14 protein-coding genes are annotated in these 15,520 nt (G+C 59.1%); 7 read left to right on the top strand and 7 right to left on the bottom strand.

What is annotated here, in order from left to right; genetic code table 11:
* Positions 1-2: 2 nt before the first annotated feature.
* The 4 genes from ACR0C6_RS02425 to ACR0C6_RS02410 all read right to left on the bottom strand — a co-directional run bounded on the left by ACR0C6_RS02425 (position 3) and on the right by ACR0C6_RS02410 (position 3,358).
* Complete coding sequence (locus ACR0C6_RS02425) at positions 3-785, bottom strand: hypothetical protein (RefSeq protein WP_480618144.1); 783 nt, start codon at positions 783-785, stop codon at positions 3-5.
* Positions 782-1,606: a sulfite exporter TauE/SafE family protein gene (locus tag ACR0C6_RS02420; RefSeq protein ID WP_480618143.1), complete on the bottom strand. Its 825-nt coding sequence runs from the start codon at positions 1,604-1,606 to the stop codon at positions 782-784. Before ACR0C6_RS02420 ends, ACR0C6_RS02425 begins: the two co-directional genes overlap by 4 nt.
* A 15-nt stretch (positions 1,607-1,621) precedes the next feature.
* Complete coding sequence (dusA, locus tag ACR0C6_RS02415; protein WP_480618142.1) at positions 1,622-2,617, bottom strand: tRNA dihydrouridine(20/20a) synthase DusA; 996 nt, start codon at positions 2,615-2,617, stop codon at positions 1,622-1,624.
* 138 nt (positions 2,618-2,755) lie between these two features.
* Positions 2,756-3,358: a TetR/AcrR family transcriptional regulator gene (locus ACR0C6_RS02410; protein ID WP_152458466.1), complete on the bottom strand. Its 603-nt coding sequence runs from the start codon at positions 3,356-3,358 to the stop codon at positions 2,756-2,758.
* 141 nt (positions 3,359-3,499) lie between these two features.
* Between ACR0C6_RS02410 and ACR0C6_RS02405 the strand changes: the two genes are divergently transcribed.
* The 7 genes from ACR0C6_RS02405 (at position 3,500) to ACR0C6_RS02375 (ending at position 12,345) form a co-directional block, all read left to right on the top strand.
* Complete coding sequence (locus ACR0C6_RS02405; RefSeq protein WP_480445527.1) at positions 3,500-3,964, top strand: (2Fe-2S)-binding protein; 465 nt, start codon at positions 3,500-3,502, stop codon at positions 3,962-3,964.
* 3 nt (positions 3,965-3,967) lie between these two features.
* Positions 3,968-6,154, top strand: a complete 2,187-nt coding sequence (locus tag ACR0C6_RS02400) for a xanthine dehydrogenase family protein molybdopterin-binding subunit (RefSeq protein WP_480618141.1) — start codon at positions 3,968-3,970, stop codon at positions 6,152-6,154.
* 133 nt (positions 6,155-6,287) lie between these two features.
* Positions 6,288-7,607, top strand: coding sequence for a glutamine synthetase family protein (locus ACR0C6_RS02395; protein WP_480618140.1), 1,320 nt, complete (start codon positions 6,288-6,290; stop codon positions 7,605-7,607).
* 58 nt (positions 7,608-7,665) lie between these two features.
* On the top strand, positions 7,666-8,346 hold the full coding sequence (locus tag ACR0C6_RS02390; protein ID WP_171639229.1) for a type 1 glutamine amidotransferase: 681 nt from the start codon (positions 7,666-7,668) through the stop codon (positions 8,344-8,346).
* On the top strand, positions 8,346-9,704 hold the full coding sequence (locus ACR0C6_RS02385) for a glutamine synthetase family protein (protein ID WP_480618138.1): 1,359 nt from the start codon (positions 8,346-8,348) through the stop codon (positions 9,702-9,704). Before ACR0C6_RS02390 ends, ACR0C6_RS02385 begins: the two co-directional genes overlap by 1 nt.
* 8 nt (positions 9,705-9,712) lie before the next feature.
* Positions 9,713-11,017: an NAD(P)/FAD-dependent oxidoreductase gene (locus ACR0C6_RS02380; protein ID WP_480618136.1), complete on the top strand. Its 1,305-nt coding sequence runs from the start codon at positions 9,713-9,715 to the stop codon at positions 11,015-11,017.
* A 113-nt stretch (positions 11,018-11,130) separates the two neighbouring features.
* Positions 11,131-12,345 (top strand): DegT/DnrJ/EryC1/StrS family aminotransferase, encoded by a 1,215-nt coding sequence (locus ACR0C6_RS02375; protein ID WP_480618134.1) that lies wholly within the window; start codon positions 11,131-11,133, stop codon positions 12,343-12,345.
* A gap of 64 nt (positions 12,346-12,409) precedes the next feature.
* Here the strand turns inward: ACR0C6_RS02375 and phaR are convergent, their stop codons facing one another.
* From phaR to ACR0C6_RS02360, 3 genes are all read right to left on the bottom strand, one after another.
* Positions 12,410-12,961, bottom strand: coding sequence for a polyhydroxyalkanoate synthesis repressor PhaR (gene phaR, locus ACR0C6_RS02370; RefSeq protein WP_171115229.1), 552 nt, complete (start codon positions 12,959-12,961; stop codon positions 12,410-12,412).
* A 135-nt stretch (positions 12,962-13,096) separates the two neighbouring features.
* Complete coding sequence (locus ACR0C6_RS02365; RefSeq protein ID WP_152458475.1) at positions 13,097-13,543, bottom strand: phasin family protein; 447 nt, start codon at positions 13,541-13,543, stop codon at positions 13,097-13,099.
* A 130-nt stretch (positions 13,544-13,673) separates the two neighbouring features.
* A complete protein-coding gene (locus ACR0C6_RS02360) occupies positions 13,674-15,476 on the bottom strand; it encodes a PHA/PHB synthase family protein (RefSeq protein WP_480618132.1) in 1,803 nt (600 codons plus the stop codon).
* Positions 15,477-15,520: the final 44 nt, after the last annotated feature.

Genomic DNA, 15,520 nt, shown 5'->3' with positions numbered 1-15,520 from the left:
GGTTACGTGGATTCGATCCATTCCGCCACACCCCCGGCGCATTCCGGGCGGAAATAGGCGATCATCCGTCCATCCAGCCCTGCGCTTGCCGTTTCCGCCCAGGGGGCAACCCCGTGCAGGCAGTGGCGGTGCAGCACGTAAGCCTCGCCCGGTTTGGCCGGCAGTTCGATTCGCGGGCAGGTTTCGAAAACCTCGCGACGGGCGGATTGGTAGATATCCGTAACATCGACTTCATGCAGACGCTCTGGTGGCGTCCCCGCAAGGGCGCGCCTGAACGCCGCGCCCAGGATATGATGGCTGCCTTCCCACAACACCAGGGGCGACGCATCCGGGCCGGCCTCGGTCAGCGGTATGCCCAAAATCCAGGCGTGCGGTTCATCCACCCGGCGGCGACGATCCGGCCCCATTGGGCGCAAACCGTCCACATGGGCCGCGTCCCGGTTTCTGCGATACCGCGCGGCGGCTTCGTTTTCCCCGCGACGCGGGCGTGGATATCCCGGATGTATGACCGAGACTTGACCTTTGTGAAGCGGCAACTGCCCGTAACGCCCTGCAATGAATGACATGGCGGTTCCGGCCAAAGGCCCCGATTGGCCAACCCTGCCCTGCGCGTCATTGGGCAACGCGTCAACACCGATGAACCACGTTCCGTCACAATCCAGCCAATCAGAATGGGCCGCGTCCGTTACCGCGGCCCGTGCGGCAGGCAGCGCATGGCCGACCCAGGCCGCAAGCACTGGATCATACGGGAATTTCACCCAGCCCCTGACGTCAAAATCCTTCACAAACCCACCGCTTTGCGCAGCATATTGAGCGCCACCAGCGTAAGGAACACAGCGAATACGCGCTTCAAAGGTTTCGGATCCATCGCATGGGCCAGCTTCACCCCCCAGGGCGCGGTGATCATCGTCATTGCCACGACAATACCGAACGCCACCAGATTGACCGTCCCAATGGTCAGCGGAGGCCGGTGTTCCGGTGCGATATCCAGAAACAAAAACCCGATGACCGAGGGCACGGCGATGATCACGCCAAACCCGGCGGCGGTTGCGACGGCACGGTGGATCGGCGTGTTGTAGAGGCTCATAAGCGGCACACCAAAACTGCCGCCGCCGATTCCCATCAGAACCGAAAGAAACCCGACCGCGGGGGACAGGATGGCCCGCTTTACCCCACCGGGCATAACATCACCCAGCCGCCATTCCGAACGACCCAGCCCCAGATAGGCCCCGATCACCATTCCCAATATGCCGAACAGCGCCTGCAAGGCTTCGGTCCGCAGGGCCGAGGCAACCAGAACTCCGATGATCGCACCGACGACGATCCCCGGCCCCCAGTCGCGCAGGATATCCCAATCCACCGCACCCTTTTTGTTGTGCGCAAGAACGGATCGGACCGATGTCACGATGATCGTGGCCAGCGACGTGGCCAGACACAGTTGCATCAACTGCGGGCCGCCATAGCCAAGAGTTTGAAACGCATAGAAAAAGGCGGGCACCAAGACGATTCCCCCGCCGACCCCCAGCAATCCGGCAAGCACGCCGGCCAGCGCTCCGATTGCAAGCAAAAGGCCCAGCATCTGGGCCAGCAACATCGTCTCGGGCATCGTTCCCCCTGCCGCTTAAACTTCTGCCATGGGCGCCACATGATCCAGCGCCCGCAGCATCACCTCGGGTCCGGCCCCATCCTGCACAGCCCCTTCAGACAAGGCGCGCCGCCATGCGCGGGCTCCGGGACGACCTGCGAAAAGGCCCAACATATGACGCGTGATCTGGTGCAGGCGCCCGCCATTGGCAAGGTGCCGTTCCACATAAGGCACCATATGTTGAACGATCGCGAACGGATCACGCGTCGTTCCGGTACCAAAGATGCGTCGGTCAGCATCCGACAGGACGTCGCTCGGCTGATGATACGCGGCCCGGCCGATCATCACCCCATCCAGACCTGCTTCCAGATGTGCGGCTGCCTCGTCCAGCGTGTTGATGCCGCCATTGATCGATATGTGAAGATCCGAAAACTCATCCTTCATCCGATGCACAAGGTCATAGTCCAAAGGCGGGATATCCCGGTTTTCCTTGGGGCTCAGCCCTTGCAGCCACGCCTTGCGGGCATGGATTGTCACCCTTTGGCAACCTGCCGCGCTGATGTGCTCAAGAAACGCGGGCAATACATCTTCGGGCTCCTGGTCATCGACTCCGATGCGGCATTTGACGGTGACATCCACATTCACCGCTTCGCGCATGGCAGTCACGCAGTCGGCAACGCGGGCCGGGTCTTTCATCAAGACCGCGCCAAAAGTGCCGGATTGCACCCGATCCGACGGACAGCCGCAGTTCAGATTGATCTCATCATACCCGGCCTCAGCCCCCAGTCTCGCCGCCTGCGCCAATTCTTCCGGGTCAGAGCCGCCGAGTTGCAAAGCAATCGGGTGTTCCTGGGGAGAGTAGTCCAACAGATGCAACGCCCCGCCCCGCACGAGCGCCGGCGCCGTCACCATCTCGGTATACAGCAACGTTTCCGCGCTGAGCAGCCGATGGAAATAGCGGCAGTGGCGGTCTGTCCAGTCCATCATCGGTGCCACGCTTAGACGCGCAGCCTGTGTTGCCTTGCCTGTCACAGCAACGCCTCCGTCCTGCTATGCTTCGAAATCCGATGGGCTGTCAGTGGCCTTGCCCATCCGAATCAAGTCGAAAAGCCCTAACACATTCCTCTGGCGGCGTCCCGACTGCGTCCATCAGGATCCAACTGCTTCCGATCAGACACCATATCGGCTCATCACCATCTGGACACTGCTTTCGATCGTTTCCGTCATCTCGGCTTCGCTGAGCACCCCACCCGTAAACAGCAGCGGCCAGAAGGCGCGCGCCTTGATCAGGCCAATGAATTCGCGCCCGGCCCGTTCCGGATCATCGATCCGAAGCTGCCCATCCTCGGCCGCATCTTTGAGCATGGCAATGAACGTCGCCGTCTTGTCCAGCTTGCCCTGCGCTTCCGCCGCAAGCGTCGGGTTGCGCAAGGTTTCGCTGATCACCATCCGGGCCATTGCGATAACATCGGGCCGCATCAGAATGCGCCCTTCGGCCCAGGCCAGTTCAGTAAGTTGCGTACGAATATCGCGACCTTTTTCATACCGGATTTCCAGCACTTCAGCAAAGCGGCTGGACAATTCGACCACGATGGAGCGAAACAGGTTTTCTTTACTTTCAAAGTACTTGTACAACGTACGCTTGGACACTTCGGCCCTTGCTGAAATGCGATCCATACTGGCCGCGGCAAAGCCCTTTTCCTGGAACTCGGCCACGGCAGCTTCGATGATCTGTGCGCGCTTGGACGCATTCTGTGCGCTGCATTCGTTCATGTCAGAGCTATAGACCTATTGACGTGCCCTGGTCAAACACTAGGTAAACGCAAGAGTTTACAGAGGCAAAACTATATGCCATAAGTAAACCTGCGAGTTTACCAATTGCGGAAACCAGCACCAACAGGAGACCCCCTCATCATGGCTCTTAAATTGAACCTGAACGGCACGACCCACGAGGTTGATGCCGAACCCGGAACGCCTCTTCTCTGGGTGATCCGAGACGAACTGAAACTGACCGGCACAAAATTCGGCTGCGGCGTGGCATCCTGCGGGGCCTGCACCGTGCACGTAAATGGTGAGCCCGTCCGTTCCTGTCAGACATTCATTGAAGACGTCGAAAACGCCGAAGTCACGACCATCGAAGCTGTCGGTGACGACAAGATCGGTGCCGCCGTACAACAGGCCTGGGTCGAACTGGATGTCGTCCAGTGCGGCTATTGTCAGTCGGGTCAGGTGATGTCGGCTGTCGGGCTGTTGTCCGAGAACCCGAAACCGTCAGTCCAGGAGATTGACGAGTACATGTCCGGCAACGCCTGCCGCTGCGCCACCTATCAACGCATTCGCGCCGGCATCCAGCGCGCGTCTGAAATTCTGGAGGCCTGATCCATGACCATCAACACTTCTCGCCGTGGGTTTCTGAAAAGCGCCGCCGCTGCCGGTGCCGTCCTCCTGGTCGGCACCCGTCCGGACGGTGCGCTGGCCGCGGCCTCGTCCGAGACCGCGCAGTTCAATCCATTTGTGAAGATCGATGCCGATGGCACCGTGACCGCCATCGTCAAACATTTTGAAAAAGGTCAGGGCCCGGCGACCGGACTGCCGACGCTGATTGCCGAAGAAATCGGCCTGACCATGGACCAGATCGAATACGAGTTCGCCCCCTCGGATCCGAATGTCTACAACAACCTGCTGTTCGGCCCATTCCAGGGCACCGGCGGTTCGACCGCGATGGCGAATTCGTGGCTGCAATACCGTCAGGCCGGTGCTGCCGCGCGCGAAATGCTGATCAACGCCGCCGCGCAAAGCTGGGGCGTGGATGCATCCGGCATCACCATCGAAGACGGCATCGTGAAGGCAGGCGACAAGTCGGCTCCGATCGCTGAATTCGTGTCCGCTGCGTCGCAACTGGACGCTCCGGCAGAGCCACGCCTGAAGGACCCATCCGAATTCCGTCTGATCGGAAATGAAACGGTGCGCCGCAAGGATACGGCAATCAAAAGCAACGGCCAGGCGATGTTTGCCATGGACGTTCACCTACCCAACCAGATGATCGCCATGATCAAACGCCCCGAAGCGAAGGGCGGCATCGCGCTGGGCTTTGATGACAGCGCATCGAAAGAGGTCAAAGGCTATATCAGCGCCGCGGTTCTGCCCAATCAGGCAGGCGTCGCGGTGTATGCCGAGAACACCTGGGCCGCGATTCAGGCACGCGATGCGCTTGAGGTCGAATGGGACATGTCCGGCGCGGAAACCCGCAACTCGGACCAGATCAAGGCCGAGATCATGGCCGCGCTGGAGGCGGAGCCCACGTATAACGTCAACAAGGCGGATTTTGCCGCTGTGGCAGCCGCCATCGACGGCGCGGACAAGGTCGTTGAAAAAACGTTCTACTTCCCACTGCTGGCCCATGCCCCGATGGAACCGTTGAACTGCACCATCGAGCAGACCGCAGACGGAGACATCGTTCTGCATGACGGGGCACAGATGCCGACGGGTCCTCATATGGCCTACCAGCAGATCTTTGGCCTGCCCGCCGAGAAGATCCACATCAAAACCATGCTGGCTGGCGGGTCGTTCGGGCGCCGCGCCACCCCGGATGCGGATTATCAGGTCGAGGCCGCCCTGGCCTTTGTCGTCACTGACCGCTCGCGCCCGGTGAAACTGGTCTGGACGCGCGAAGACGACATTCGCAGCGGGTATTACCGACCGGCCTTTGGCCACAAGGTTCGTGTGGGTCTGGACGCCGAAGGCAACATCGTCGGGTGGCAGCACCAGATTGCCGGTCAATCCGTGATCAAAGGCACCCCGTTCGAGGCTGTTCTGGTTCATGACGGCATCGACCACAGCTCGGTCGAAGGCGTTTCGGACAGCCCCTACAGCATCCCCGGCATGGCGGTGGGTCTGACCGACACGCCAAAGGCGACGACGGTTCTGTGGTGGCGCTCGGTCGGGCACACCCACACCGCCTATACGATGGAAACCATGATGGATCTGGTGGCCGAGGCCGCCGGTCGTGATCCGGTAGAGTTCCGTCTGGCCCATCTGTCCGACAGCAGCAACCCGGACCAACAGCGCAAGGCAGCTGTTTTGAAGCTGGCGGCCGAAAAGGCGAACTGGGGCAATGCGCCAGAAGGCCGGTCGCAGGGGATTGCCGTTCACAAGTCCTTTGGGTCTTACGCGGCTGAAGTGGTCGAAATCTCGGGCGATCCGGAAAGTGGCATCAGGATTGAAAAGGTCACCTGTGCCGTGGATTGCGGTATCGCCGTGAACCCCGATATCGTGCGGGCCCAGATGGAAGGCGGCATCGGCTATGGCATCGGCCATGTGATGCGTGACCAGATCACCCTGACAAGCGGGTCCGTGGATCAATACAACTTCCCGGATTACGAACCGCTGCGCATCGGAGATATTGCCGCAATCGACGTGCACATCGTGCCATCGGCCGAAGCGCCGACCGGCGTCGGAGAACCCGGCACGCCACCGTCGGCACCGGCTTTGGCCAATGCGATCAAGGCCCTGTCAGGTTTGCATGTGGCGCAATTGCCCATGGAAGAACATGGCGTAAGCTTTGCCTGAAAACAGCTCTCCGCGCCGGTCAATACCGGCGCGGGGCGTTCCTTGAACACCCAAGTCAGAATTTGATCAAATTTGGTGACAAAGCACATCCATTGAAGTAAATCACTGGGGAGTTTCACCGACGGAGCCCCCAATGGATCTGAGAGCCCTGCACAATTTTCGCGTTGCCGCATGTGACCTGAATGGTCAGATGCGGGGCAAACGCGTGCCCCCCGGCTATGCCGACAAACTGGGAAAAGGCGCCGTGCGAATGCCGTTTTCGGCACTGAACGTAGACCTGTGGGGCGCTGACATCGAAGGAAGCCCGCTGGTCTTTGAAACCGGCGACGCAGATGGGGTGCTGCGCCCGACCGAACGCGGCCCGGTCCCCGTGCCCTGGCTGGATACGGAAACAGCGCTGGTGCCAATGTGTCTGTATGATGATGACGGCGTACCCTTCCCGGGCGACCCGCGGCATGCCCTGTCCGCCACACTCGACCGCTATGCGCAACGCGGCTGGTCCGTTGTTGCCGCGACGGAGTTGGAGTTCACACTCGTTGACGCTTCTGGCGCGCAGCCGCAACCGCCGGTGAATCCGATCACAGGGCGGCGCCTTGCGGATGAGGCCGTTCTGTCGGTTGCCGAAATGGACGCGTTCGAGGCGTTCTTTACCGACCTGTACGATGGCTGCGCCGCAATGGGCATCCCCGCGCAGACGGCCATTTCCGAAAGCGGCATCGGCCAGTTCGAAATCAACCTGAACCATCAGGACGCCATGCGCTGTGCCGATGATACGTGGCTTTTCAAGGCATTGACGCGTGGTTTGGCGCGCAGACACGGATTTGCGGCCACCTTCATGTCCAAGCCTTATGCCGATGACGCGGGCAACGGAATGCATGTGCATTTCTCGGTGTTGGACCAGAACGGACACAATGTGTTCGACAACAACGGGCCGGAAGGCACCGAGATATTGCGGTCTGCCGTAGCGGGCTGTGTCGCGGCCATGCCGGGCAGTACGTTGATATTTGCACCCCACGGCAACTCCTACACTCGGCTGGTACCGGGTGCACATGCGCCCACGGGCGCCTGCTGGGCCTATGAAAACCGAACCGCTGCCATTCGCATCCCGGGCGGAGCCCCGGCCGCACGGCGCATCGAACACCGCGTCGCCGGCGGGGACATAAACCCCTATCTGATGCTGACCGCGGTTCTGGGCGCGGCACTTGTCGGCATCGAGGACGGCTTGACCCCACCTGCCCCGATCACGGGGAACGCCTATGACATCTCGGACCTGCCTCAACTGATGCCGGATTGGTCGAGCGCGATTGACAGGTTCGCCACGGATCCCCTGGTGGCCCGGATGTTCCCCGCTGACCTGATCCGCTATCTGACCATGACCAAGCGACAAGAGATCACCCGATTTGCGAACATCCCGCCCGAGGATCACTGGCTGTGCTATCTCGAGACGGTTTGACCCCCTTGCCGCGTCAACCAGTCTCGGTTAGGATTAATTTGATCAAATTTGGTGACACATGAAAATCGGTATTCTACAAACCGGCCACACCCCCGAAGTGCTACAGGACGAATTCGGGGATTATGACGAACTTTTCCCCGCGTTGCTGCGTGACAACGGGTTCGAGTTCGTGACCTTCGCCGTCGTGGACGGCACTTTCCCCGATGGTGCGGATGATGCGGACGGATGGATCATTACCGGATCGCGCCACGGGGTTTACGAGGACCTTCCCTGGATCGCCCCGCTGGAAGCGCTGGTGCGCGAGATCCGGGAAAGTGGAAAACCCCTGATCGGCGTTTGCTTTGGCCACCAGATCATTGCTCAGGCACTGGGTGGCAAGGTCGAGAAATTCTCGAAAGGATGGGCCGTAGGTCGTACGGAATACGAATATGACGGCAACAGATTGTGGCTGAATGCCTGGCATCAGGATCAGGTTGTCGAATTGCCGAAGGAAGCGCGGGTTCTGGGCCGGAATGCCTTCTGCGAAAACGCGATGCTGGCTTATGGGGACGCAATCTGGACAGTACAGGCCCACCCGGAATTCACCAACGGATTCGTGGCGGGCTTGATGCGGACACGGGGCAAGGGCGTGGTGCCCGAAGACCTGATGCGCGAAGCCGCAAATCGCGAGACGGCCCCGGACGACAACGCCAAAATCGCGCGCCACATGGCCGAGTTTCTAAAGAAAGAGAGAGCCTGATGGCTGATTGGACCGATAAACTGCCGGAAGCCGCAAAGGCATATTTCCACGGGCAACGACTGGACGAAGTTGAATGCATCATTTCGGACCTGCCGGGCATTGCGCGCGGCAAGGCGGTGCCTGCATCAAAATTCGCAAAGCAATCCTATTTCCACCTGCCCGACAGCATCTTTTACCAGACCATCACAGGGGGCTGGGGCGAAGCGGCCGGCGATGACGGGTTCATCGAGAAGGATATGATCCTGAAGCCCGATTTCTCGACCACGTCCGCTGCGCCGTGGACGGGGGATTGGACATTGCAGGTGATCCACGACGCCTACGACCGGGATGACAATCCGATCCCCTACAGCCCGCGCAACGTGCTCAAGCGTGTTGTGCAGCTTTATCATGACAAGGGATGGAAGCCGGTTGTTGCACCAGAGATGGAGTTCTTTCTGGTTGCCCCCAACGTAGACCCGGCGCAGGGCATCAAACCCATGATGGGGCGTTCCGGCCGCCCGGCCGCGGCGCGGCAGGCCTATTCCATGACGGCCGTGGACGAGTTTGGCCCGGTGATCGACGACATCTATGATTTCGCCGAGCATCAGGGGTTCGAGATCGACGGCATCACGCAGGAAGGCGGCGCCGGGCAGTTGGAAATCAACCTGCGCCATGGCAATCCGGTGAAACTGGCCGACGAAGTCTTCTATTTCAAACGCCTGATCCGCGAGGCCGCGCTGCGCCACAATTGTTTTGCCACCTTCATGGCCAAACCGATCGAGGAAGAGCCGGGCTCGGCCATGCATATCCATCACTCGATCATCGACATGGAAACCTGTCAGAACATCTTTTCCGGTCCGCAAGGGGGTGAGACGGACGCGTTTTATCACTTCATCGCCGGTTTGCAGAACCACCTGCCCGCCGGTCTGGCAGTCATGGCGCCCTATGTGAATTCCTACCGGCGCTATGTGAAGGATCACGCGGCACCGATCAATCTGGAATGGGCCCGTGACAACCGCACCACCGGTATTCGCGTGCCCCTGTCCGGCCCGGACTCGCGGCGCGTCGAGAACCGCATCGCCGGGATGGACTGCAACCCGTATCTGGGCATCGCGCTGTCGCTTGCCTGCGGCTATCTTGGCCTGGTCGAGCAGGAACGCCCACGTCGTCAGTTCTATGGCGACGCTTATGAAGGCGAGGGCGATATCCCGCAGGTCATGGGCGAAGCGCTGGACCTGTTCGACGAGGCCACTGCCCTGCACGAGGTTCTGGGCCCTGAATTCGCCCGCGTTTACGGCATCGTCAAACGGGCCGAGTACGAAGAGTTCCTGCAGGTCATCTCTCCTTGGGAACGTGAACACCTGCTGATCAACGTCTGAGACCTTCCGTGAACCTGCTCTATTCCAATGACCGCAAAGGTGAGTACCCAGACAGCTGGTATGCCGCGACGGCACATCCGATGGATCGCTTTCCCGCGTTGTCAGAAGACACCAAGGCGGATGTATGCGTTGTCGGTGGCGGTTATACGGGGCTGTCCGCGGCCCTTCATCTGGCCGAAGCCGGGTTCAACGTCGTGCTGCTTGAAGCGCACCGCGTCGGCTTTGGCGCGTCGGGCCGAAACGGCGGCCAGTTGGGCAGCGCACAGCGGATGGATCAGGAAGACCTCGAGCGTCTTGTAGGCGATGCCGACGCCGCCAGGCTGTGGGAACTGGCCGAAGACGCCAAGGATCTGGTCAAATCCCTGATTGCAAAACACAAGATCGCCTGTGACCTGAAACCCGGTGTCGCCGTTCTGGGCCTGAGCAAATCCGAGCAAAAAGAACTGCATGACCACGCCCGCCATCTTTCCGAGCGGTACGGATACGACCAGATCGAGCTGTTGGACGAAAACGCGGGTCATTCGCTGTGCCCGTCGCCCGCCTATCACGGGGGGTATCTGGATATGGGTGCGGCGCATCTGCACCCTCTGAACTTGGCGTTGGGACTGGCGCAAGCCGCGGCCAAAGCGGGCGTTCGCATCCATGAAAGCACCGAAGTGACCGGGATTGACGAGGGCCAGACGGCGGTGATCCGAACTGCACACAGCAACGTTCGGGCCGAGCACGTCATTCTGGCCTGCAACGGGTATCTGGGCGGCCTCAATCGTTCCGTCGCCGCCAGGGTCATGCCCATCAACAATTTCATTGCGGCCACCGAACCCCTTGGAGAGGACACCGCCCGGGTTTTGACCCGGGATGTGGCGGTTGCGGATACGAAATTCGTGGTGAACTATTTTCGCCTCAGCGCCGATGGCCGCCTCTTGTTCGGAGGCGGCGAAAGCTATGGCTATCGCTTTCCATCAGATGTCGCCGCCAAGGTCCGCAAACCCATGACCGAGATTTTCCCGCATTTGCGGGATGTGAAGATCGACTATGCCTGGGGCGGAACGCTGGCCATCACCATGCGGCGGATGCCGTATCTGGCCCGTGTCGCACCCAATATTCTTTCGGCTTCGGGATATTCCGGTCACGGTGTCGGCACTGCGACCCATGCCGGACAACTCATGGCGATGGCGATTCAGGGTCAGGCCGAAGGGTTTGACACGATGGCACGCGTGCCCGCGCTGTCTTTCCCCGGCGGCCCTGCCCTGCGCAGCCCGCTTCTGGTGCTGGCCATGACATGGTTCGCACTGCGCGACCGGCTTGGGGTCTGATCCACGTAAATTGCGACAGATTGGTGAATTTTCGCCTGCCCGGCGATTGAGGGCTTGGATTGCCTTCCGATTATCTTTATCTTTCCCAAAGATAGAATTCGGGAATTCCAAATATGACGCTGCCCCCCAACGTTCACGACGCCGAACCCATCCCTGCCGCCGCCAAGGACGCGATCGAGGCCCTGATGCAGTCAGGTGACCTGTTCCGCTATACCGCACCGCAGGATGCCCCGGTGGCCCTGCTGGAAGCCGAGTTCGCGGAACTGTTGGGCACGAAATACGCCTTGGCGGTGTCGTCCTGTTCGGCCGCGCTGTTTCTGTCGCTCAAAGCACTGGGCCTGCCTCGCGATGCGCGTGTTCTGATCCCCGGCTTCACCTTCGCGGCCGTGCCGTCTTCGGTTGTCCATGCCGACTGCATTCCGGTTCTGTGCGAAGTGGGTGAAAACTATCGCATCGACATGGCCGATTTCGAGGCCAAGCTGGACAACGTTCAGGCAGTCATCATCAGCCACATGCGCGGGCATACATCCGACATGGATGCGATCATGGCCTTGTGCGACGCACGAAACATTCCGGTGATCGAGGATGCCGCGCATTCGCTGGGCACCACATGGCATGGCCGCAATATCGGTACGATCGGAAAGGTCGGATGTTTCTCGTTCCAATCCTACAAGATGATCAATGCCGGCGAAGGTGGCATCCTGATCACGAATGATGCAGATCTTGTAGCGCGGGCCGTCATCATGTCGGGCGCGTATGAGCACAATTGGAAGAAGCACAAAGGTCCTCAGGGTGACAATTCACCCGAACTGGAAGAGGCCTTTGCCCGCTGGCAGAACAAGCTGCCGCTGTACAATCTTCGCCTGAGCAACCTCAGCGCGGCGGTGATCCGTCCGCAACTTCCGGAACTGGCGCGCCGCGTCCGCGATGGCCTGGCGAACCATGATTACGTGGCTGGTCGCCTGAACACCTCGTCTCATATCGAGGTTCCCGCCCACCTGCCTCCCGAGCAGCGTGCGCCGGATTCGATCCAGTTCAATCTTATCGGAATGCAGGAACATGAGATCCGCGCCTTTGCCGCAGCGTCCGAGGCACGCGGCATCAAGGTTCAGGTTTTTGGTCTGAGCGAAGACAACGCCCGCGCCTTCTGGAACTGGCAATTCCTGCCAGAAAGTTTCGACCTACCCAAGACGCGCGACATGCTGATGAAGGCCTGTGACGTGCGCCTGCCCGTCCGCCTGACCCGCGAAGAGCTGGACGTGATTGCAGACATCCTGCTGGCATCGGTTGGCGAAGTGACCGGCCCCATGCCGGTTTATGGCACTTAAAGCAACGGCGCTTTGAACAAGAAAGGCCCGCACAATGCGGGCCTGTTTCTTTGTTCGGAACGGATCAGTTCAACTTGGACAGTTTTTGCTGCAACTCGGCCAGCTGTTTCTTTATGTCGTCCAGATCCTCTTTCGGTTCGGACTTTTCCTCTTCCTTTTCCGGGCTGGACCATCCGCTGGACAGCCCACTCGTCATCGCCTTCAGGAAAGCCTGTTGCTGCGCCTGCAATGCGTCAAAACCCGGCATCTGAGACATTGGATTCATCGCGCTCATGTTTTCCATCATCTTGTTTTGGCTTTCGCGCAGCATCTCGAACGAGCTTTGCAGAAACTGGGGCATCATTCCCCCACCCGGCAGCATGTAACTGCGCACCAGATCATTCAGCACATTCACCGGCAGCACGTTTTCACCCCGGCTTTCATGTTCGGCAATGATTTGCAGAAGATACTGGCGTGTCAGGTCGTCGCCGGTTTTCAGATCGATGATCTGCACTTCGCGCCCGTCGCGGATGAACCCCGCGATATCTTCGAGCGTCACGTAATCGCTGGTCTCGGTATTATACAGCCGACGGCTGGCATAGCGCTTGATAAGCAGCGGTTTTTCTTGGTCCGACACCGGGTTCCCTCCCCAAGGATGATGCGTTGCAGCACAGGTTATGCGAGTGCAGCACAAAAAGAAAGGGCAGGTCAATGGACCTGCCCAACGCGATTGCACCTAATGGGAGGGTTGGGTGCGCTTCGCAGACGTTTCTTACTTTGCAGCTGCAGCTTTCTTGGCTGCGGTGGTGACCTCGTTGGTCGCCTTTTTGACGGCAGCGGTTGCTTCTTCCGCGGCGTCTTTGCCGGCAGCCATCAGCAGCTCGACGGTTTCGGTCTGAACTTTTTTCGCGATTTCAGCGAAAGCGGCCAGGTTTTCAGCTGCAACTTCAGCCGACGCGCTTGCGAAGTCGGTTGCGGCTTTTGCGTAGTCAGCAGGCTCTGCCTTGGCTTTCGACATCTCGCTCAGCTTGGCCAGGGTGTCCTTGGTCCATTTGTTCGAGATCTCGGCCGATTTCTCAGCAGCGTCCAGGGCAACGCCCGACAGCTTCTCGTTCAGCGAAGCGGTCGATTTGAATGCGCCTTCCATTGCGGTGGTGTCCACCGGAAATGCACCCATCATGTCTTTCATGATCGCGGTAAAGTCTTGGGTCTTTGCCATTGTCCTAATCCTTTTAGCCGGTCCGGGCCCACCCCGGGTTTCATCAGCTTGAGGACAATATGATTGCTGCACCGCAGCATTGCAAGTTTTTTCTTGCTGCGGCGCAGAATTTTTAAGTTTCAAAATGAAATCAGGCGTTTGGTTTCGCCACAACATAAGTCCCGGGTGCGGATGCAAGGCTCGGGTGCTTCGAATCACCCGGCTCACGGGCCGGAACCTGCTTGCCGGACCGCTTCTTCAACCACGCGTCCCACATGGGCCACCAGGACCCCTCGTGAAAATCAGCTTCTTTCAGCCAGGTGCTGGCGTCCGACTTCATATCCGGGTTCGTGTAGTGGCCATATTTCTTCTTGCTGGGCGGGTTCACGATACCCGCAATATGACCCGATTCTGAAACCACGAAGGTTTTGGACCGCGAGCCCATTTTCTGCACGCCGCGGTAACAGTCTTTCCATGCCGCGATGTGGTCGGTTTCGCAGGTTATGGCCATCAGCGGCACATCCACGTCTTCGAGTTTCAGCTTGTGCCCCATCAACTCGAAACCGTCGGTTGCGAACTCGTTGCGCTGGCAGAGGCCTCGCAGATATTCCACGGCCATTTTTGCTGGCAGGTTTGCACCATCGCCGTTCCAGTAGAGCAGATCAAAGGCCGGAGGCACTTCCCCCATCATGTAGCTGCGAATGGCCGGACCATAAATCAGGTCGCGTGATCGCAGGAACGACATGGTGCGCGCCATGATCCACGACCGCAGAACGCCCTCCTTTTTTACTTCCTCTTCGATTCCGTCGATGAAGTCGTTTTGCAGGAATGGCGTAAACTCACCCTGATCGGAAAAATCCGTCAGTGCCGTGAACAGCGTTGCGGATTTGACCGATTTGTCGCCACGCTGTTTCAGCAAGGACAAGGTCAGGCTCAGCGTCGTGCCCGCGATGCAATAACCCACTGCGTTGACCTGTTTGACCTTGCAGATCTTCTTGGCCGTTTCGATTGCGGTCAGGAAACCGTCCTGAATATAGTCTTCCATGCCGGTTTCGGCATAGCTTTCATCCGGGTTCACCCAGCTTACGACAAACAGGGTATAGCCCTGTTCGGTGATCCATTTGATCATGCTGTTCTGGGCTTTCAGATCCAGAATATAGAACTTGTTGATCCAGGGCGGGAACAGAACGATGGGCGTCTCATAAACCGTTTCAGTCACCGGCTTGTACTGGATCAGCTCCATCATCCGGTTGCGATATATGACCTCGCCCGGCGTTGTCGCCAGGTTTCCACCAACCTCGAACGCGCTTTCATCCGCCAGTTTGACGACCAACTCGCCATCATTGGCTTCGAGGTCTGAAACAAGGTTCTCCAACCCTTTTATCAGCGACTGACCTTCGGTCTCGACCGCCTTTTGCAGAGCATCCGGGTTAGTCGCCAGAAAATTCGTGGGCGCCATCATGTCGATGATCTGCTGCGAGAAATACTGTAGGCGTCGTTTGTCCTTGGCATTCAGATCATCGACCGACGAGACAGCCTGCGCAATCGCTTCCGCGTTCGTCAGGTATTGCTGCCGGATCAGTCGGAAATAAGGGTTTGTCTCCCAAAGGGGATTGGAGAACCGCTTGTCACCGGGCTTGGTTTCCTCGGTTTCCACCTCACCCGTTGTCAGCGCTTTCTGCGCTTCGGCAAAGTTGAGAACCGACTTGCCCCAGAATTCTATCTGTTGCTCCAACAGTTTGGCGGGATTTTGCCATGCATCGGCCCAATACGCCGTTGCTGCTCGTGCGAAAAGCTCTTGATTCGGGCCGTCCAGCGCTGGGGTGTGCGACTTTTTTGACGCCATAATTTCAATCAGGCGCTTCGAGAGCTGCTCGACCTTTTCCATATTTTCTTTAATTCGTTCAATATGTTCTTCGGACACGTCCGGCATTTGGTCTTCACTTGTTGTCATTTTAACAATTCCACCCTAACCTCGCTGCCATGCAGAATAACGTC

The organism is Ruegeria sp. AL12 (genome assembly GCF_056540885.1).
Note: the sequence above shows the minus strand (reverse complement) of the source record. Positions and strands in the feature narration are given on the sequence as shown.

Bases quoted from the DNA above. Each gene is read 5' to 3' on its own strand.
- ACR0C6_RS02420 (WP_480618143.1), bottom strand. From the start codon at position 1,606: ATGCCCGAGACGATGTTGCTGGCCCAGATGCTGGGCCTTTTGCTTGCA.
- ACR0C6_RS02410 (WP_152458466.1), bottom strand. From the start codon at position 3,358: ATGAACGAATGCAGCGCACAGAATGCGTCCAAGCGCGCACAGATCATC.
- ACR0C6_RS02405 (WP_480445527.1), top strand. From the start codon at position 3,500: ATGGCTCTTAAATTGAACCTGAACGGCACGACCCACGAGGTTGATGCC.
- ACR0C6_RS02400 (WP_480618141.1), top strand. From the start codon at position 3,968: ATGACCATCAACACTTCTCGCCGTGGGTTTCTGAAAAGCGCCGCCGCT.
- ACR0C6_RS02395 (WP_480618140.1), top strand. From the start codon at position 6,288: ATGGATCTGAGAGCCCTGCACAATTTTCGCGTTGCCGCATGTGACCTG.
- ACR0C6_RS02390 (WP_171639229.1), top strand. From the start codon at position 7,666: ATGAAAATCGGTATTCTACAAACCGGCCACACCCCCGAAGTGCTACAG.
- ACR0C6_RS02385 (WP_480618138.1), top strand. From the start codon at position 8,346: ATGGCTGATTGGACCGATAAACTGCCGGAAGCCGCAAAGGCATATTTC.
- ACR0C6_RS02375 (WP_480618134.1), top strand. From the start codon at position 11,131: ATGACGCTGCCCCCCAACGTTCACGACGCCGAACCCATCCCTGCCGCC.
- ACR0C6_RS02365 (WP_152458475.1), bottom strand. From the start codon at position 13,543: ATGGCAAAGACCCAAGACTTTACCGCGATCATGAAAGACATGATGGGT.
- ACR0C6_RS02360 (WP_480618132.1), bottom strand. From the start codon at position 15,476: ATGACAACAAGTGAAGACCAAATGCCGGACGTGTCCGAAGAACATATT.